The sequence below is a fragment of the Novosphingobium sp. IK01 genome, from assembly GCF_033242265.1.
Lineage (GTDB): Bacteria > Pseudomonadota > Alphaproteobacteria > Sphingomonadales > Sphingomonadaceae > Novosphingobium > Novosphingobium pituita.
The window spans coordinates 3,359,585-3,377,357 of record NZ_BTFW01000001.1 but is presented as its reverse complement, the minus strand read 5'-3'; the positions used below and the strand labels follow the sequence as shown (position 1 = coordinate 3,377,357).

Annotated in this window: 16 protein-coding genes; 2 read left to right on the top strand and 14 right to left on the bottom strand. The window is 67.1% G+C overall.

Translation table 11 applies throughout. The features are described 5' to 3' along the window. Nucleotides 1-2 precede the first annotated feature (2 nt). On the top strand, nucleotides 3-1,178 hold the full coding sequence (locus SBI20_RS15675; protein ID WP_317975895.1) for a DUF1501 domain-containing protein: 1,176 nt from the start codon (nucleotides 3-5) through the stop codon (nucleotides 1,176-1,178). 32 nt (nucleotides 1,179-1,210) lie between these two features. On the opposite strand, the gene SBI20_RS15670 is transcribed toward SBI20_RS15675, so the two are convergent. The 12 genes from SBI20_RS15670 to ccoN all read right to left on the bottom strand — a co-directional run bounded on the left by SBI20_RS15670 (nucleotide 1,211) and on the right by ccoN (nucleotide 14,565). Next, nucleotides 1,211-3,997 (bottom strand): phosphoenolpyruvate carboxylase, encoded by a 2,787-nt coding sequence (locus SBI20_RS15670; RefSeq protein WP_317975894.1) that lies wholly within the window; start codon nucleotides 3,995-3,997, stop codon nucleotides 1,211-1,213. Nucleotides 3,998-4,102: 105 nt separating this feature from the next. Continuing rightward, nucleotides 4,103-4,720, bottom strand: coding sequence for a bifunctional 4-hydroxy-2-oxoglutarate aldolase/2-dehydro-3-deoxy-phosphogluconate aldolase (eda, locus tag SBI20_RS15665; RefSeq protein ID WP_317975893.1), 618 nt, complete (start codon nucleotides 4,718-4,720; stop codon nucleotides 4,103-4,105). A gap of 160 nt (nucleotides 4,721-4,880) precedes the next feature. After that, nucleotides 4,881-6,305, bottom strand: a complete 1,425-nt coding sequence (gene hemN / locus SBI20_RS15660) for an oxygen-independent coproporphyrinogen III oxidase (protein ID WP_317975892.1) — start codon at nucleotides 6,303-6,305, stop codon at nucleotides 4,881-4,883. After that, entirely contained in the window at nucleotides 6,295-6,612 is a 318-nt protein-coding gene (locus SBI20_RS15655; RefSeq protein WP_317975891.1) for a hypothetical protein, read from the bottom strand. The genes hemN and SBI20_RS15655 overlap by 11 nt, the downstream gene beginning before the upstream one ends. 10 nt (nucleotides 6,613-6,622) lie before the next feature. Then, nucleotides 6,623-6,799 carry a cbb3-type cytochrome oxidase assembly protein CcoS gene (gene ccoS / locus SBI20_RS15650; RefSeq protein WP_317975890.1) on the bottom strand — a complete coding sequence of 59 codons (177 nt, stop codon included), beginning with the start codon at nucleotides 6,797-6,799 and terminating at the stop codon, nucleotides 6,623-6,625. After that, nucleotides 6,796-8,979 (bottom strand): heavy metal translocating P-type ATPase, encoded by a 2,184-nt coding sequence (locus tag SBI20_RS15645; RefSeq protein WP_317975889.1) that lies wholly within the window; start codon nucleotides 8,977-8,979, stop codon nucleotides 6,796-6,798. The genes ccoS and SBI20_RS15645 overlap by 4 nt, the downstream gene beginning before the upstream one ends. Then, the gene (locus SBI20_RS15640) at nucleotides 8,976-9,482 is read right to left on the bottom strand and encodes a FixH family protein (protein ID WP_317975888.1); all 507 of its coding nucleotides are present in this window, start codon (nucleotides 9,480-9,482) and stop codon (nucleotides 8,976-8,978) included. The genes SBI20_RS15645 and SBI20_RS15640 overlap by 4 nt, the downstream gene beginning before the upstream one ends. 37 nt (nucleotides 9,483-9,519) lie before the next feature. After that, nucleotides 9,520-11,043, bottom strand: a complete 1,524-nt coding sequence (gene ccoG, locus SBI20_RS15635) for a cytochrome c oxidase accessory protein CcoG (protein WP_317975887.1) — start codon at nucleotides 11,041-11,043, stop codon at nucleotides 9,520-9,522. A 21-nt stretch (nucleotides 11,044-11,064) separates the two neighbouring features. Then, on the bottom strand, nucleotides 11,065-11,988 hold the full coding sequence (gene ccoP / locus SBI20_RS15630; RefSeq protein WP_317975886.1) for a cytochrome-c oxidase, cbb3-type subunit III: 924 nt from the start codon (nucleotides 11,986-11,988) through the stop codon (nucleotides 11,065-11,067). Beyond that, complete coding sequence (locus SBI20_RS15625) at nucleotides 11,981-12,142, bottom strand: cbb3-type cytochrome c oxidase subunit 3 (protein ID WP_317975885.1); 162 nt, start codon at nucleotides 12,140-12,142, stop codon at nucleotides 11,981-11,983. The genes ccoP and SBI20_RS15625 overlap by 8 nt, the downstream gene beginning before the upstream one ends. Further along, the gene (gene ccoO / locus SBI20_RS15620) at nucleotides 12,139-12,882 is read right to left on the bottom strand and encodes a cytochrome-c oxidase, cbb3-type subunit II (protein WP_317975884.1); all 744 of its coding nucleotides are present in this window, start codon (nucleotides 12,880-12,882) and stop codon (nucleotides 12,139-12,141) included. The genes SBI20_RS15625 and ccoO overlap by 4 nt, the downstream gene beginning before the upstream one ends. Before the next feature lie 30 nt (nucleotides 12,883-12,912). Then, on the bottom strand, nucleotides 12,913-14,565 hold the full coding sequence (ccoN, locus tag SBI20_RS15615) for a cytochrome-c oxidase, cbb3-type subunit I (protein ID WP_317975883.1): 1,653 nt from the start codon (nucleotides 14,563-14,565) through the stop codon (nucleotides 12,913-12,915). A 385-nt stretch (nucleotides 14,566-14,950) separates the two neighbouring features. Between ccoN and SBI20_RS15610 the strand changes: the two genes are divergently transcribed. Next, nucleotides 14,951-15,739 (top strand): OmpW/AlkL family protein, encoded by a 789-nt coding sequence (locus SBI20_RS15610; protein ID WP_317975882.1) that lies wholly within the window; start codon nucleotides 14,951-14,953, stop codon nucleotides 15,737-15,739. Between the two features lie 479 nt (nucleotides 15,740-16,218). On the opposite strand, the gene SBI20_RS15605 is transcribed toward SBI20_RS15610, so the two are convergent. Both SBI20_RS15605 and SBI20_RS15600 read right to left on the bottom strand, forming a co-directional pair. Continuing rightward, complete coding sequence (locus SBI20_RS15605) at nucleotides 16,219-16,917, bottom strand: Crp/Fnr family transcriptional regulator (protein ID WP_317975881.1); 699 nt, start codon at nucleotides 16,915-16,917, stop codon at nucleotides 16,219-16,221. A 363-nt stretch (nucleotides 16,918-17,280) separates the two neighbouring features. Next, on the bottom strand, nucleotides 17,281-17,772 hold the full coding sequence (locus SBI20_RS15600; RefSeq protein ID WP_317976161.1) for a flavin reductase family protein: 492 nt from the start codon (nucleotides 17,770-17,772) through the stop codon (nucleotides 17,281-17,283). Nucleotide 17,773: the final 1 nt, after the last annotated feature.

Sequence of the window (17,773 nt, the reverse complement as noted above, 5' to 3'; positions counted from 1 at the left end):
CGATGCCGCTGCCTCTCACCCGCCGCCGCTTCGTCGCCCTTGGTGCAGCAGGCCCGCTGCTCTTTGCCCCACGCATGACCTTCGCCCGCGCCGCCACCGACCGCCGCTTCGTGTTCATCATCCAGCGCGGCGCCGCCGATGGTCTGGCCACGGTGATCCCGCAAGGCGACCCCGCGCTGATGGGCCTGCGCAGCGAGCTGACGCCCGATCTTGCCCAATGTCACCGGCTCGACGGGTTCTTCGCGCTCTATCCGGCGCTGCCCCATGTCGCGCAGCTCTATGGCCAAGGGCAGGCGCTGTTCGTCCATGCCGTTGCCTCGCCCTATCGCGACCGTTCGCATTTCGATGGCCAGAACGTGCTCGAAACCGGCGGGACGCGGCCCTATGCCCGGCAGGACGGCTGGCTCAACCGCCTGCTGGCCCTGATGCCCGGAACCCCTCCCGGCCTGGCCCTCGCGCCCACTGTCCCGCTGGCCCTGCGCGGGGCCCATGCGGTCGAATCCGCCGCGCCGACCGGCATGGCCCTCCCCCCCGACGACCTGATCGCCCGGCTCACCACGCTCTACGCCCACGACGCCCAGCTCGCCCCGCTCTGGGCCGCCGCGCGCGAGGCCATGCCGCTCGATCCGGGCAAAGTCCGTCAGGATGCGGCCACCTTCGGCCAGATGGCCGCCACTTTCCTCGCGCGCGCCTCGGGTCCGCGCATCGCCATGCTCGAAACCGGCGGCTGGGATACCCACAGCGGACAGGCCGGGCACCTGACCGACCGGCTGCGCGCGCTCGACAGCCTGATCGCCGCGCTGCAAGCCGGATTGGGCACAGATGTCTGGGCACAGACCACCGTGCTCGTCGCCACCGAATTTGGCCGCACCGCCGCCGCCAATGGCACGGGCGGCACCGATCATGGCACGGGGGCGGTGGCCATGCTGCTGGGCGGGGCCGTCAAAGGCGGGCGGGTGATCGCCGACTGGCCGGGTCTTGCCCCGGCGCAGCTTCTCGACGGACGCGACTTGCGCCCCACGCTCGGGCTCGACAGCCTGATCACGCAAGCCGCCGCCGAGACTTTCGGCCTCGATCCGGCACGGGTGAGCCGGACCCTGTTTGATGATCCGGCGTTCAGTGGACCGGCCCTTGAATCCCCGGCCCGCAACTTGTTGTCAGGACTGGTGGCGGCCTGAAAAAACAGGCGCCGCCACCAGTCGATCCTGTTTCAGCCGTGGGCGCCGAAATAGTTGGCGATGGCCACCGCCACGCGCAAGTTGAGCGCATGGGCCCGCTCGATCGGGTCGATGAAGCGCGCACGGATCGCGCCATAATCCTCGCCCGCATGGTCGGGGAAGTCGCTGGGTTCATCGACGCAGAAATCGCCCACTTCCGGGCTTGCCGCCGGATAGGCCCGGCGCAACTGCGCGAGGGCATCGTCGACCCGCAGCGAAAGCACCATTTCGAGCACGTCGTCGCGGCTCACATCGTTCGAGCGCGAGAACGGTGGCACCTGCACCGCGCGCAGGAACATGTGCATCAGCAACGACAGGCGCACGGCCTGAAGCAGGCCGATATTGCGCCGCTCCGCATCGGTCACCAGATCGCGGCTCGAAGCCGTTCCGGGCACCAGCGCCAGCAGGCGGTGGAGCTTCATCCAGTCCACCCGCAGGCGCGAGGTCAGGCGGCGGAACACGCCCGAGCGGTCATCCTTGGTCAGATATTCGGCAAGCGCCATGCACGCCTGTTCGAGCTGGGTTTCCGTGCCGCGATAGGGGCGGCTGGCCCAATAGGCCGAATTGAACAGTTCGCCATGGGCGGCCACGGTCTTGATCGAGGCAAGGCCATTGGCCGCGCGCAGCAGCCGCACGAGCTGGCGCCCGCGCTCCGACTGGCCGAGCAGTTCGGCAATCGATTCCATCTCGTCGCCCGCCGCCGTGCCCGCGCCCGCGATCACGTTGACCGGATAGCCGATCTGCTGGAGGATCGCGTTGTGCGGGATCGCGCGGATCTGGCGCAGGCTCATCGAACGGTCCGCCGCGATGTCGGACTGGCGGCGCGAAACGCGGCTGCCGGTGGGCGTGAGCATGCCCAGGCCAAAGGCGGTCACCGCGCGGGCATAGGTCGCGCTCTTGAGGTGGTCGCGCTGGACGCGGCGGATCGCACGATAAAAGTCGAGGCTGAGGTCGGTGCGCGCATAGAACGGATCGCGCTCGACCGGGGCGAGCAGGCTCGTCTCGACTTCGGTGATCCGCGCGAGCGTGGCCAGCGCCAGTTCCTCGTTGCGGAAGAACAGGTAGCCATCGCCGCCCTGGAAGCTGGCCTCGGCCTCAAGCCTGATGCCCGCCTTGGTGAAGCGGCGGCGCGCCCAGCCGCTCAGCGGCCAGGTCAAACGGTCGGCAAAACCGGCCGGGTGGGCGCCGCGGCCCATCGATTCGCCATGGGTGTCGAACACCAGCGCGGCCACGTCGGTCAGCCCGTTGGCAACCATCGCCTCGGCCAGACGGCCCTGAAGGCGCTCGATCGCCAGCGCCGCCGGGATCTGGCCGATGAAGCGGCCCGCATCGGAAAAGCCGGTCTGGATCGAAACCCGCCCGCGCCCGCGCGCATAGGCGCGATAGGCTTCTTCAGCCAGCAGGGCTTCGAGGAAACGCCCCCCGTGTTCAAGCGCGGTTTCCGTCTCGAACAGCGGCGAAACGTCGACCTTGTCGTCGATCCCGAACAGCCTGGCGAAATAGAGCGCGGCCAGCACCGTCTGGGGCTGTTCGCACTCGGCAATCAGCATGCGGATCGGCGCATCGGCATCGATGTGGTGGATGATCTGCGCCATGGCCAGAAACTGGCGCATCGCGGTCGAGGTCTCGATGGCCAGCGCGGCAAAGTTGACGCGCAGCGGCTTCACTTCGGCGAGCAGTTCGCGCAGGCGCGAGATCGCGCTCTTGCTGGCGATGTCGAGCGTGCCTTCCGGGTCGATCCGGCGGCGCAGCGCGTTGTGCAACTGCGAGGCGTTCACGCGGAAGTGGATCCAGCCCATGCCCAGCCCGTCGGCGCGCATGGCCCCGGCCAGCGTGGCAAGGCCCACGGCCACGTCGGCATCGGTGGCCGCCGCCGCATCGGCTTCGAGCACTGCGATCAGCGGCTTGAGGCTGAGCAGCTTGGCCGGATCATCGGCGGTCAGGCGGTTGGCCGCCTGCGAGAGCGCCTCGGGCGCGGTGAGCGGCTGGGCGAAGAGCGCGGCCATCTCGCTGGCATGGACCTGCGCCGCATCGAGCGTGGCAAGCAGCGCGTGCTCGGGCGCAAGGCTGCGCAGGCCCGAGGCATACGTCCCCAGACGGCGCGCCTTTTCTTGCAGGCGGAACGAAATCGACGTGTGCCAGCCGATGTCGGTCCGGCCATCCATGTCATAGCCGACCCAGGTGGCGAAACGGAACGGCAGCGGGCGGAAATCGAGCCAGCGGCCCGGCCAGCGCTGATGCGCATGGGCCAGCAGGGTCGCATTGATGCGGTCGCGCGCGGCGCCTGCCCGCTCGATCGCGTCGCAGACCTCGCCATGCTCGAATTCGAGCGTGATCGCGGGCGCCTGCGTGGGCACGGTGCAAACGGTTGCAGCCAGCGGATCGTCGGCCAGCGCGGCGCTGGCCACGGCATCGGCCTGCGCCGGATTGAGCAGGAACGTGGGATGCGCGGTAAAGACCGCGTGAAGCAGCGGCTTTTCCCAGCGGGCGCGGAACTCGCTGAAGCTGTCTTCCTCGTTGAGGAGGGCGGCAACACGGGCCAGGTTCTCGTCCGGGCTGGTCGGCGCGAGCAGGCGGCGCAGGCGCGCGGCACGGCTTTGCAGCGCCTCACACTCCAGCTCGGCGACGAGGCTCTCCATGTCGTCGAGCCCGATCCCGCCATTTTCCAGCTCGCGCGAGAGATCGTGGCTCAACTGGAACACGGGATTGAACAGCGGCGTTTCAGCCGTCCGCTCATGAAGCTTTCGCAAACGATCCCTGAGCTTTGCGACAGTCTTCATCGCGCGAAATCCCCCTTCAGCCTGCGGCGCCGCACCGGTCCCTGAGCGTGACGCCGTTTTTGTTGATGGCCGCGTCTTTTTGCGCTGCACCATGTATGTCCTCGCTCAGTCCTTGCCGAGAGTCGAGGCTTCGCGTGCAAGACGCTCGATTTCGGCCTCGTCGGGCACGCCCTTGGGCACGACCCAGCTGCCCCCCACGCAGAGCACTCGGTCAAAGCCGAGCCATTCGGGCGCGGTGGCCGCGCTGATCCCGCCGGTCGGACAAAAGCGCGCCTGATAGAAGGGCGCGGCAAGCGCCTTGAGCGCGGGCAGGCCACCCGAAGTCGAGGCAGGGAAGAACTTGAAATGGGTGAGCCCGAGGTCGAGCCCGCGCATGATGTCGGCGGCATTGGCCGTGCCGGGCAGGAACGGGATGCCCGATTCCACCGCCGCCTGACCGAGGCGCTCGGTCAGGCCGGGCGAGACGATGAATTCGGCGCCCGCGTCGATCGCGCTCTTGAGGTCCGCCGGGTTGGTGACGGTGCCCGCGCCCACGATGGCGCCTTCAACGGCCTTCATCGCGGTGATCGCCTCCAGCGCGGCGGGGGTGCGCAAGGTCACTTCGAGAACACGCAGCCCGCCCTTGACGAGCGCACGGGCCACCGGAAGGGCATGGGCCAGATCATCGATCACCAGCACGGGAATGACCGGCGCGGTGCGCATGATGGCTTCGATAGGCTTCATGAACTCTCCCCATAAGCTGGCAAGCGAGGCAAGACGCGCGCCCGGAAAATCGGGCGGGCGCGCTGCATCAGGCAGGCGGGGAGACTAGCGGCTAAGTTGCGCGTTGTGCACCCGCCTCGCGGGGGAACGCATAGCTATTTCCTCAGACAAGAAATCCTTATCAGACGGCCGAGCTGAACTGATGGCCTTGTCCGCGATAGGCGTCGAGCAGGACCGCGACGGAGCGGTGATAGGGCTCGCTGCCGGGCAGGAGTTCGAGCCGCCCCCCTTCCAGACGGGCAAGGCCGCGCGCGATGAACGGATCGAGATCGGGCGCGATGGCCTCGCGGATGTCTGCTGGCAGGTCGACCGCCTCCTGACACAGCAGGGCCTCGATCAGCGCGGCGCGGCGCTGGTCCTCGGCGGTCTGGACCACCCCGCGCGTGCCGGGCAGGCGACCGGCCTCGATCGCCTCGCGATAACGCCCGGCGTTCTTCTCGTTCTGGACCAGCAGCCCCGGCCACTGGCTGACCGAGGACGCCCCCAGCCCGACCAGAACCGGCGCGGCATCATCGGTAAACCCCTGAAAATTGCGACGCAGCGTGCCGGCATGGCGCGCGCGGGCCATAGCATCGTGGGGCAGCGCGAAATGATCAAAACCGATCGTCTCGTACCCCGCCGCGCGCAACTGGGCCGAGCCTTGCGCGGCCATGGCAAAGCGCGCGCGCTGGCCGGGCAGCGCGGCGGCATCGATCCGCCGCTGGCGCGGGATCACATGGGGGACATGGGCATAGCCGAACAGCGCCATCCGGTCGGGCTTCATGGCGATGGCCGTGGCCAGACTGCGCGCGAGCACGTCCTCGTCCTGATGGGGGAGCCCGTACATCATGTCGAAATTGATCGAATCGACACCCGCCGCGCGCAAGCCATCCATCGCGCGGGCAATGTCTGCTTCGGGCTGGACACGGCCAATCGCGGCCTGCACGCGCGGATCGAACGTCTGCACGCCCAGGCTGGCCTTGATCACCCCCACGCCGCGCAGTGCGGTAAACCATTGCGGGATCAGGCTGCGCGGATCGAGTTCGACCGAAAGAACCGGGCGGTTGAGCTGGAAATTGAGCGTGAGCGTATCGATCAGCCGCACGAAATCGGTCGGCGAAATCGCGTTGGGGCTCCCCCCGCCAAAGGCGATGCGGGTGACCCTGGCGTCGGGCCCGATGGCACGGGCAACCAGTTCGATCTCGCGATGGAGCGCCGAAAGATAGCCCGAAAGGCGCGATCCGCGATTGGCCGCCCCGGTGTTGCAGCCGCAATACCAGCAGATTTCCTGGCAATAGGGGATGTGCAGATAGAGCGAGACAGGGCCCGACAGCGCGGCCAGCCCGGCCCGCTGGGCCTCTTCCATCGGCGCATCTGCAAATTCGGCCGCCGTGGGATAGCTGGTGTAGCGCGGCACGGGCCGGGCCAGCAATTCGGGATACCAGATCCAGTCGGCAAACCGCTCGCCCGAACCGGCGTTCGAAGCAGGAAACCGCGAGGCATTGGGGGGAGTATTGGGGGCAATAGCGGTAGTGATCTGCGCAGCTGGGCCTGCATCATGCGACATCGGGATCATCCTCCTCGTCGCAACAACTAGCCCCGCCTGCCCGCTTGCGCATTGCGCTATGGCAAATCGTGCAACACGGCGCGGGGCCGGAATCGCCCGGTTTCCGGGCAGGCGTCCCGCCCCGCCCGCCAATCTTCGCGCGCCCTGCCGTCCCCAGCACGACAAAATGCCCCGGCTCGCCACAGACCGGCACGGCGATCCCCGGAACGGTCCCGTCCTGCGCCTGAACCGGCGCGGGAAGCGCAAGCCGCCCGACCGCCACCAGCGAGGCTGCCGCAATGATCCCGAGGCGTCGCTCGCGCCTCACCGTGCAGACCTCACTGGGCAGGCCTCCCCGAGCCGTCGCTTACCTCGTCCTCGTCATCGATCAGGATGCGCGCGGCGGCCCCGTCGAGGTCGACGAACTGCCCCTTGCGCAACGCCCAGAAAAAGGCCGCCAGCCCCAGCAGCCCCAGACCCAGCGCAATCGGGATCAGGAAGGCCAGCGAGGTCATGCCCGCCCCTCTTTCCCGGCGTCATTCCCCGACGCCCCGCCCAGTGAAAGCCGCAGCGAATTGGCCACCACGATCAGCGAGGATGTCGACATCGCCACCGCCGCGATCAGCGGCGTGACCAGCCCGGCCATGGCCAGCGGCACGGCCAGCAGGTTGTAGGCAATCGCCATCGCGAAATTCTGCCGCACCACGCGCATCGTGCGCCGCGCCATGCGAACACTGCGCGGCAGGGCCATGAGCGAACCGGCGGTGAACACCACGTCGGCGGCCTGCCGCCCGACATCGCTGGCGCTGCCCGGCGCGATCGAGGCATGGGCCGCGGCCAGCGCGGGCCCATCGTTGAGCCCATCGCCCACCATCAGCACATGGCGCCCGGCCTGCTCAAGCCGCGCGATGGCCTCGTGCTTGTCCTGCGGGGAGGCATTGGCCTGCGCGGTCAGTCCGGTGGCCCGCGCCACGGCAGACACGGCCTCGGTCGTATCGCCCGAGAGGATCGAGCATTCGATGCCCAGCTTGCCGAGCGCAGCCAGTGCCGCCGCGCAATCGGGGCGCAAGGCATCGGAAAAGCCGATCAGCCGCACCGGATCGCTGCCAATGGCCAGCGCGGCGGCCATGCCGCCTGTCGAACTGGCTGGACGCCCGAGCGAGACTGGCATCCCGTTCCATGTCGCGCTCATGCCCCGCCCGGCGACTTCCTCCACCGCGTCGAGCGGCTCGGCCCGCACCCCGCGCGCGGCGAGCGCCTGGGCCAGCCCCTGCGAGAGCGGATGGCGGCTGTGGCTGGCAAGCGCGAGGGCAATGCCCGCTTCCGTCCCGCCCAGCGCGGCAATCGCCGCCGGGTCGGGCACCGGGCGTCCTTGGGTAAGCGTACCGGTCTTGTCGATCAGCGCGCGGTCCACTTCGGCCAGCCGTTCGAGGGCCGAGCCGTCCTTGACGAGAATGCCCCGCTTCATCAGCGCGCCCGCCGCCACGACTTGCGCCACCGGCACGGCCAGCCCGAGCGCGCAAGGGCACGTGATGATCAGCACCGCAATCGCGATGACCAGCGCATGATAGAACCCGGCCCCGGCCAGCATCCATCCGGCAAACGTGAGCGCGGCAAGGCTGTGAACCGCCGGGGCATAGAGCCGCGAGGCCCGGTCGGCGATGCGTACATAGCGCGAGCGCGACTGTCCGGCGGCCTCCATCAACCGCGCGATCTCGGCCAGCGCGGTATCCTCGCCAATCGCCAGAACCCGCACGTCGAGCGGCGCCTCGACATTGAGCGTACCGGCATGGACGCTCTCGCCCGGCCCGGCAGCGACCGTCGCGCTTTCGCCGGTCAACAGCGAGCGATCAAGGCGGCTGGTGCCCGCCACGACCACGCCATCGGCAGCCAGCCGTTCGCCTGCCGCCACGCGCATGACCATGCCCGGCGCCAGATCGGCGGCCGCCACCCAGTCGAGCACGCCCGCCTCGCTCACCACCATCGCGCCGGGCGCGGCCTGACGCAGCAGGGCATCGACCCCGGCGCGGGCGCGGTCGCGCATCATCGCGTCGAGCGCGCGGCCCGCCAGCAGGAACAGCAGCAGCATCAGGGTGCCGTCGAACCAGGCTTCGGCCCCGTGGGTCACCGTTTCATAGAACGAGAGCGCGGTCGCCAGCGTGACCCCGATGGAGATCGGCACGTCCATGTTGGTCCGCCCGCGCCGCAGCGCGCTCCACGCCGAAGCGAAGAACGGACGCCCGGCATAAACAATCGCCGGAACCCCGATGAGCGCGGAAAGCCAGTGGAACAGGTCGCGCGTGGCGCCCCCTGCCCCCGACCACACGCTGACCGACAACAGCATGACATTCATGCAGGCAAAGCCCGCCACGGCCAGCGGCGCGAGCAGGGGCCGCACCGCCGAAGGGGCCTGATCGGTCACGCTCGCACGGGGCTGGGCGGCAAATCCGGCCCCGGCCAGCGCCTCGACCAGCGCGGGCACGCCGACCTGCGGATCGTGGACGACCCCCACGCTGCGCGCGGTCAGGTTGGCGCGGGCGGCCTCTACCCCCGGCACGGCGGCAAGCGCCCGCTCGACTTTGCCCATGCAGCCCGCGCAATGCATGCCCGGCACCGACAGCGCGGTCTGCACCGGCGCGCCAGTTTCAGCCCCGCCCCCGCCTGCGCCCGGCTCCAGACTTGCCACCCGGCTCATGCGACATCTCCGACCATGCGCCAGAGCGCGCCGCCATGACGCACCGTCAGCTTGATCCGCCAGCGCCCGGCAGGCAGCCTTGCCTCATAACGCCCGGCCCCCACCGCATGGAGCGTAACCGCGATATCGTCGCGCAGGCCCAGCGGATGCTCGGCCAGCGCCGTCACGCGCGCCCCTTCGAGCGCGCGCCCTTGCGCGTCAGACAGTACCACCTCCAGCCCGCCATCGCTTCCGCGCGCGAGGGCGCCCTTCCAGCCCAGCTTGCGTTGCGCGCGTGCCTCGTCGAGCCAGCCGTTGAAATGCTGGCTGGCGACATAGGAATTCTCGACCACCGTCCCGCCGAACGTCGCACTGGCCAGCCGCGCCATCAGCACATTGACCGCGATCACCACGCCAAAGAACGTGACCAGAATGACCGCCATGTGCCGTCCGGTAAACGCGCGCGGTGGGCGCCTGCGCGCGATGGAACCATGCGTGGAATGGCCTTCAACAGACTGGGTCATCGGCCTGCGGCTCCTGCCTGCGGGATCATGAGGGGCATCATTGCGGGGCGCCATCCACCGGGCTCAAGGCGGCGGCCGGAGCGGCAAATTCGGTCTTCACGCGGTCGCCCGCAGCCTCCTGTCCGTCTGCGGCCTGCGCTTCCAGCCGGAAGGCAAACGATTGCGGACGGGCGGCCTTCTCGGGCACCACGACATAGACGCGCAGGCGCTCCGTGGTGTCCGCCGGCACGGTGAACGCCAGCGACGTGCGCGCGGCCGAGGCTTCCATCTCGTCGGTATAGATGCGCCCTTCGGGCAGGCCGTCGAGGCTCAGCCGCGTTGCACGCGGGCGGCCTTCCATGTTGCGCAGCTTGATGGTGAACCCGTCGCGCACCGATCCGTCGGACAACTGGACAAATTCCGGGTTGCGGTCACGCGCGACCGAAAGGTCGAGACGGCTGCGCTCGCCCAGCATGAACAGCAGGCCCAGCCCGATGGCGCTCCACACGCCCAGATAGACCAGCGTGCGCGGACGTAGGATGGCATGGAGCAGGCGCCGGGGCGCGGCGCCCGCGCGTTCCTGCTCGGCATCCTCCAGCGTGCAATAGTCGATCAGCCCGCGTTCCCGGCCCACCTGCCCCATCACCCGGTCGCAGGCGTCGATGCACAGCCCGCAGGTGATGCAGCCGATCTGCGCGCCCTCGCGAATGTCGATGCCGGTCGGGCAGACCGCCACGCACTGCTTGCAATCGATGCAATCCCCCACGGCACCGGGCAGGCGCTGGGCCTGCTTGAGCGAGCCGCGCGGTTCCCCGCGCCAGTCCTTGTAGGTGACGATCAGCGACTTTTCGTCGAGCATGGCCGACTGGATGCGCGGCCAGGGGCACATGTAGACGCAGACCTGCTCGCGCATGAACCCGCCGAGCCAGAAGGTCGTGAAGGTCAGCACAGCAACGGTCGCATAAGCCACGACAGGGGCCTGCCCCGTCCAGAATTCGTGATTGAGTGTCGGCGCATCCTCGAAATAGAAGATCCACGCGCCGCCCGTGGCAAAGCTGATGGCGAGGAAAATGGCCCACTTGGTCAGCCGCTTGGCCCATTTTTTCGCCGTCCACGGCCCGCGCGCAAGGGCCAGCTGGGCATTGCGGTCGCCCTCTACCAGCCGATCGACATGTTGGAACAGGTCGGTCCAGACCGTCTGCGGACAGGCATAGCCGCACCAGGCCCGCCCCACCGCGCTCGTCACCAGAAACAGGCCGATCCCGGCCATGATCAGCAGGCCCGCCACGAAATAGAACTCGTGCGGCCAGATCTCGATGCCGAACATGTAGAAGCGGCGATGGGCCAGATCGACCAGCACCGCCTGATGGGGCGCCCAGGGTCCGCGATCCCAGCGGACCCAGGGCGTGCCCCAGTAGACGATCAGGCAAAAAGCCATGACCGCCCACTTGAAGCGGCGAAAGCGTCCTTCAACCTTGCTCGGGCAGACCGGCTCGCGCCTGGCATAGAGCGGGGCCTCCGGGGACTCCCCCGAAGGCGAGGCGCTGGCAGGGACCAGCTTGAGCTTGGGATCGCTGGACATGATGCTTTCGCTTTTCTGCTGTTAAGGTGCGGGCTGCTGGTTGTCAGACGGCTCGGCGGCGGCCTGTTCGGGAAGGGCTTCACCGCCCCCGCGCGAATGGACATAGGCCGCCAGCATCTTGACAGTGACCGGATCGAGCCGCTGCCCCCATGCCGGCATCACCCCCTGGCGGGCATTGGTGACGGTCTGGGTGAGCGTGGCGCGATCACCACCATAGAGCCAGATGTGGTCGGACAGACGCGGTGCGCCCACCGCCCGGTTGCCCTCGCCGCTCTCGCCATGGCAGGCCGCGCAGTTGTCGGCAAAGATCTGCGCGCCGCGCGTCGAGGAGGCGCTGGGCTTTTCCTGGCCGCTGATCACGCGGACATGGCTGACCACATCCTGCACTTGCGCCGGGGTCAGGATGCCGTCGCGCCCGAAGGCGGGCATCTGGCTCATCCGGGTTTCCTCGTCGCCCGGATAGCGCACGCCGTGTTCGAGCGTCTGGTGGATGGTGGCGATGTCGCCGCCCCACAGCCAGTCGTCGTCGTTGAGGTTGGGATAGCCCTTCGAGCCAGCCGCGCCCGCGCCGTGGCACTGCACGCAGTTCTGCTTGAAGGCCGCCGCCCCGCCCTCGATGGCCGCGCGCAGCAGTTTGGGATCATTGCCCAGTTGCTCGATCGGGGTCGCCGCGATAGCCGCCCGCACTTGCGCGCGCGCCGCCTCGGCTTCCTTCAGATCCTTGGCAAGCGCGCCACGGCTGCTCCAGCCCAGCACGCCCGGCGTTGCCGAATGCAACCCCGGCAGCGCCGGATAGGCCACCGCATAGCCGACCGCGAAGGCGATGCAGGCATAGAACGACCACAACCACCAGCGCGGCAGCGGATTGTTCAGTTCCTCGATGCCATCCCATTCGTGGCCGACGGTTTCAACGCCGGTTGCCTCATCGATATGCTTGTCAGCCATCGTGATCCTCCGTGAAGATCGAAGCGGCCGCTTCCTGACCGGAGGCCTTGCCCCCGCGGCGGAACGGCCAGATGCACAGGCCCAGGAAAATCGCGGCCATCACCACGAGCGCCCAGCTGTCGGCAAAGTGACGCAGGAAGTCGTAAGTGCTCACTGGCCCTTCTCCCCCGATTGCTCCTGCGCGGCAGGGGCGTTCACGTTGACGAGCGTGCCGAGCATCTGGAGATAGGCGACGAGCGCGTCCATCTCGGTCACGGTCTTGGGATCGCCGTCGTAGTCACGCACTTGCGCGGTCGGCCAGCGCGTGGCGAAATCGCCCGCGTTGTCCGGGTCGGCCTGGGCGAGCAGGTCTGCGTTGGCCTTGGCCATCTGCTCGGGCGTGTAGGGCACGCCGGTGGTGTGCAGGGTCTGGAGTTCGGTGGTCATGTTCCCGGCCTCCAGCTTGCGCCCGGCGAGGAACTGGTAGGTCGGCATGATCGATTCAGGCACGACCGAACGCGGGTCCTTCAGATGCTGGACGTGCCATTCATCCGAATACTTGCCGCCCACGCGGGCCAGATCGGGCCCGGTGCGCTTCGAGCCCCACTGGAACGGGTGGTCGTACATCGATTCGGCCGCGAGGCTGTAGTGGCCATAGCGTTCGGTCTCGTCGCGGAACGGACGGATCATCTGGCTGTGGCACACATAGCAGCCCTCGCGGACATAGATGTCGCGCCCGGCCTGTTCGAGCGGGGTATAGGGGCGCATCCCCTCCACCTTCTCGACCGTGTTGTCGATCCAGAACAGCGGGGCGATTTCCACGATCCCGCCGATCGTCACCGCAACGAAGGCGAAGATCGCCAGCAGGGTGACATTGCGCTCCAGCGTCTTGTGACGCTCGACAATGCTGGACATGTCTTGGGTTCCTGTCTCTTCGCTGCGGGATCAGGCCGGCTGGGCCAGGATCGGACGGTCCTTTTCAGGATCGAAGGCGGCGTCGGTCATGGGCGCTTCCTCGCGCAGGTCGCCCCGGATGGTGCGCACCACGTTGATCACCATGATCACCCCGCCCGTCAGGTAGAGCAGCCCGCCAAAGGCACGCAGGGCATACATCGGGTGCAGCGCGGCGACCGTTTCGGCAAAGCTGTTCACCAGATAGCCGTCGGGCCCGTATTCGCGCCACATCAGGCCTTGCGTGATGCCCGCCACCCACATCGAGGCGGCATAGAACACGATGCCCAGCGTCGCGCACCAGAAGTGCCAGTTGACCATGCGCAGCGAATAGAGCCGCTTGCGGCCCCACAGGCGCGGGACGAGATAGTAGAGCGCCCCGAAGGTCACCATGCCGTTCCAGCCCAGCGCGCCCGAGTGGACGTGGCCGATGGTCCAGTCGGTATAGTGCGAGAGCGAGTTGACGAACTTGATGCTCATCATCGGACCCTCGAACGTGCTCATGCCATAGAACGCGAGGCTCATCACCAGCATGCGCATGATCGGATCGGTGCGAATCTTGTCCCAGGCGCCGTTGAGCGTCATCAGGCCGTTGATCATGCCGCCCCAGCTGGGCATCCACAGCATGACCGAGAACACCATGCCCAGCGTCTGCGCCCAGTCGGGCAGCGCGGTATAGTGAAGGTGGTGGGGACCGGCCCAGATATAGAGGAAGATCAGCGCCCAGAAGTGGATGATCGACAGGCGGTACGAATAGACCGGCCGCTCGGCCTGCTTGGGCACGAAGTAGTACATCATGCCCAGGAAGCCCGCGGTCAGGAAGAAGCCCACCGCGTTATGGCCATACCACCACTGCACGAGCGCGCCCTGCACACCGGCAAAGACCGGCACCGAGTGCGAGCCGAACACGCTGACCGGAATGTTCAGGTTGTTGACGATGTGGAGCATCGCCACGGTCAGGATGAACGAGAGGTAGAACCAGTTCGCCACGTAGATATGCGGCTCGCTGCGCTTGACGATGGTGCCGACAAAGACCGCCAGATAGGCCACCCAGACGATCGTCAGCCAGAGGTCTACGTACCATTCCGGTTCGGCATATTCCTTACCCTGGGTGATCCCGAGCAGGTAGCCGGTCGCCGCCAGCACGATGAACAGCTGATAGCCCCAGAACACGAAGCGCGCGAGGCCGGGAAAGGCCAGCCGCGCGCGGCAGGTGCGCTGCACGACATAGAGCGAGGTGCCGATCAGGGCATTGCCGCCGAACGCAAAAATAACCGCCGAAGTGTGCAGCGGGCGCAGGCGGCCAAAGTTGATCCATTCCAGCCCGAAATTGAGCTGGGGCCAGGTCAGCTCCAGGGCGATCCACAGCCCGGCGGAAAACCCGGCGATCCCCCAGAACACCGTGGCGATGACCGCCCAGCGGATCGGGTCGTCGTCATAGCGCCCCTGATCGGGCATCCGCAGCATGCCCCGAACCGCTGCATCGACGCTCTTGCCACTGATTGTAAACCACAATGCGAGCCCTGCCGCCAATGCGCAGATCGCCATGTGAATCGCATAGCCACGGTCGAGCGCCATCGCGCAGGCGACCACCGCCAAGATAAGCGCGCCGAACCAAAGCCCGGCGCGCACGAGAACCTGTTCCATGGACCCTTCCCTTCCATGTCGTTACCAAAGCAATCGCAGACCCGGCGAAATCGGATCAAAAATCACTCCAGATACTTGTTTTTATGTGCTTTTAAGTCGCCGACGAGATCTTCGGGTCTTAAAATACTCCAAGCATTTCGCAGTGCAATATTAAGGAACAGACTGCATTGATGCGAGTCAAATAACCCGACTGGTGACCCTATTGGTCCAAAGTCTGACGCCGGATGTTTCAATTTTGCGTTGCGTCAATGAAGCGAATCGCACTGGGCCCCATTACGACTTCAACGCCGGAGGGGACGGTGCCTGCGAGGGGCAGGCCGCCTGGGCGGTGCCCGATGAGGCTAGGCCCGGATAGTCCCAGGCCTGAATTGGCGAGGAAGATCTAATGAAGAAGGTTCTTGGCAACGCTCTTGGTGCTGCGGCTCTGGCCCTGGCGTTTGCAGCCCCCGCGATGGCCGACACGGCCTCTGATGCTGCTCTGGCCAGCGATGCCCCCGCCACTGCGGAAGCTGCGGCTGTCCCGGCGGAAACCGCTGCTGTCGACTCCACCCACGCCGTCCCGGCCCGTCCCGGCAAGTGGCAGGTGAAGCTGTTCTACACCGCCGTTCTGGCGAAGGGCAAGATCACCGAAGTCCGCAAGGACCTGATCGGCCTGCCCGCCGGTTCGCAGACCGACGTCAACAACAACACGGCGACGCCCACCCTGGCGATCGAATACTTCATCAAGCCGAACATCTCGGTCGAAACGATCTGCTGCTTCACCTCGCACCACGTGACCGGCACCGGCGCGCTGGCTGGTGCCGCGCTGGTCGACCACGTGATGATCCTGCCCGCGACGCTGACCGCGAAGTATCACTTCAACCTGCCCTTCGGCCTCAAGCCCTATATCGGTGCCGGTGGCGCGTGGTTCTTCTACATCGACGAACGCGCTGGCGCGACGGCCCAGGCTCTGGGTGCCACCCGTGTCCACATGAACAACAACGCCGGTGGCGTGGTTCAGGCCGGTATCGACATCCCGCTCAACAAGCAGGGCCTGAGCTTCTCGCTCGACGCCAAGAAGTACTGGGTCGACACCACTGCCCACTTCTACACCGCCAACGGCACCGAAGCCCTGACCACGCACCACACCCTCGATCCGTGGGTGCTGAGCGCCGGTCTGGCCTTCCGCTTCTGACAGACGCCCCACGCGTTCCCAAGCCGGGTGGAAACACCCGGCGCCTTGGGGACAGGGGCACAACAAAATCTGGAGCGGTGGTCCGAAGCAGTCGGACCGCAAACCGCTCTGACCGGACAAGCCCGCCGCATCCGTCGTGTGGCAGGCTTCAGGCGGGTCAAGCCAGGGTCTGGGATCCCCTGGTTTGGCCCGCCTGTTGGTTGTTTGTGCGCTTTGAGCGAGAGGGCGCAGGCTCCTTGCCTGACCGGGCCAGCCCGGATGGACTGGTCCTGACGGCCAGTGGAGGGCCCCGGATCAAGTCCGGGACGGCGATGCGTGGCTTTTTGATTGCCCGGCTCCGGGTTTGCCGGCCTTGATCGCGGCAGGGCAACAAGGCCCCTCACCCCAATCCGGGTAACCCCAATCGGTATGCCGATTGTGCGTCGCCCCAGACTTGATCCGGGGCGCTCCCATGAAACGGAGAGGGCCCTGCCCCCTGGTCAGCCAGCCAGAGCCAGCAGCGCCGGACGGTCGAGGATTTCGACATCGCGGCGCGCGGGGAGATCGATCACGCCCTCGTTCTTCAGCTTGGTGAACTGGCGGCTGACGGTCTCGATGGTGAGGCCCAGCACGTCGGCCACCTGCTGGCGCGAGAAAGGCAGCGTGAAGCGCGTGGCCGGGCCACGCGTGATCGGGGTGTGGCCGGATTCGGCCAGACGGTCCGACATTTCGAGCAGGAAGGTGGCGATCTTCTCGGGCGCGGTCTTGCGGCCCAGCAGCATCATCCACGAGCGCGTACGGTCGAGTTCGGCCAGCGTGCGTTCGAGCAGCTTGTGTTCAAGTTCGGGATGGCTGCGCGCGAAACGGTCGAAATCGTTGCGCGAGAACACGCAGACGCGTGCATCGGTCAGCGCAACCACGCTCGCCTTGCTGGTCTGCCCGAAAGGACGGCCAATGAAATCGGACGGATAGGCCACACCCACGATCTGCTCGCGCCCGTCCTCGGTGCTCGAAGTGAGCTTGAGGACGCCCTCGATCACATTGGCGACCAGCAGGGAATCGTCATCCTCCCAGATGAGCGGCTCACCGGCAGACACACTGCGCCGTCGCCCGAGTGCATTGAGCGCAAGAATTTCCTGATTGTCGAGGCCCGCGCAAATGGCGCGATTGCGTACAACGCAGGTTTCACAAGAAGACATGAGCTATCAATTAGCACCATGTCCGCCCTGCCACAATCGCAACTTGCACGGATACGGGGCGACAGAATGTCCCACCCCCCCCGGAAAAGGGGGGCGGCGCCGCGAGGCTGGCCGCCCGAGTTGGGGAGAAATCACGCGAAACGAACAGGGTTCCGGGTCAAGAGAACCTGTCCCCTCCGGGCGAGTACCGCTCTAGCCTCTTGTCGGCGGCCCGGCTTTGACCGAAGTCAACCGGACAGAAATTTCCAGAAAACCCAGACATTTCTATTGGGCGAAAACAAGGTGCGCGCCGCGTGGATGCTGTCGGGCGGATGCTGTCGGGCGGATGCTGTCGGGCGGATGCTGCCGGACAGATACTCCAAGTCAGACGCCTTGCGCGATTTCCACCGCATCGTGATACTGCCCGCGGAAGAACAGCAGCGGGGTGCCCTCCATCCGGGCATCCATCGCCTCGACCGCGCCCACCACCAGAAAATGATCGCCCACGTCGTCCACGCGCTCGATCGAACAATCGATCCAGGCCAGCGCATTGTCGAGCAGGGGCAATCCCGAGGGGCTGTGGCCATGGGCCAGTTCGGCAAACTTGTCGTCGGCGCGCGAGGCAAAGTGGCGGCACAAGTCGAGCTGGTCGGCGCCCAGCACGTTGACGCAGAAGCGGCCCGTGGCGGCAATGCGCGGCCACGAGGACGAGCGCTTGTCGGGGAAGAAGCCGACGAGCGGCGGATCGAGCGAAATCGAGGTGAACGAGCCCACCACCAGCCCGGTGCGCGCGCCCTGGGCATCGACCGAGGTGATCACGCAGACACCGGTCGGATAGGCGCCAAGAACGGTACGGAAATGCCTGGGATCGATCATC

Coding starts and splice junctions, on each gene's coding strand:
- SBI20_RS15610 (WP_317975882.1), top strand. CDS start 14,951: ATGAAGAAGGTTCTTGGCAACGCTCTTGGTGCTGCGGCTCTGGCCCTG.
- SBI20_RS15675 (WP_317975895.1), top strand. CDS start 3: ATGCCGCTGCCTCTCACCCGCCGCCGCTTCGTCGCCCTTGGTGCAGCA.
- hemN (WP_317975892.1), bottom strand. CDS start 6,305: ATGTCGCATGATGCAGGCCCAGCTGCGCAGATCACTACCGCTATTGCC.
- ccoS (WP_317975890.1), bottom strand. CDS start 6,799: ATGACCTCGCTGGCCTTCCTGATCCCGATTGCGCTGGGTCTGGGGCTG.
- SBI20_RS15640 (WP_317975888.1), bottom strand. CDS start 9,482: ATGACCCAGTCTGTTGAAGGCCATTCCACGCATGGTTCCATCGCGCGC.
- eda (WP_317975893.1), bottom strand. CDS start 4,720: ATGAAGCCTATCGAAGCCATCATGCGCACCGCGCCGGTCATTCCCGTG.
- SBI20_RS15600 (WP_317976161.1), bottom strand. CDS start 17,772: ATGATCGATCCCAGGCATTTCCGTACCGTTCTTGGCGCCTATCCGACC.
- SBI20_RS15605 (WP_317975881.1), bottom strand. CDS start 16,917: ATGTCTTCTTGTGAAACCTGCGTTGTACGCAATCGCGCCATTTGCGCG.
- ccoG (WP_317975887.1), bottom strand. CDS start 11,043: ATGTCCAGCGATCCCAAGCTCAAGCTGGTCCCTGCCAGCGCCTCGCCT.
- SBI20_RS15670 (WP_317975894.1), bottom strand. CDS start 3,997: ATGAAGACTGTCGCAAAGCTCAGGGATCGTTTGCGAAAGCTTCATGAG.
- ccoP (WP_317975886.1), bottom strand. CDS start 11,988: ATGGCTGACAAGCATATCGATGAGGCAACCGGCGTTGAAACCGTCGGC.
- ccoN (WP_317975883.1), bottom strand. CDS start 14,565: ATGGAACAGGTTCTCGTGCGCGCCGGGCTTTGGTTCGGCGCGCTTATC.
- ccoO (WP_317975884.1), bottom strand. CDS start 12,882: ATGTCCAGCATTGTCGAGCGTCACAAGACGCTGGAGCGCAATGTCACC.
- SBI20_RS15645 (WP_317975889.1), bottom strand. CDS start 8,979: ATGAGCCGGGTGGCAAGTCTGGAGCCGGGCGCAGGCGGGGGCGGGGCT.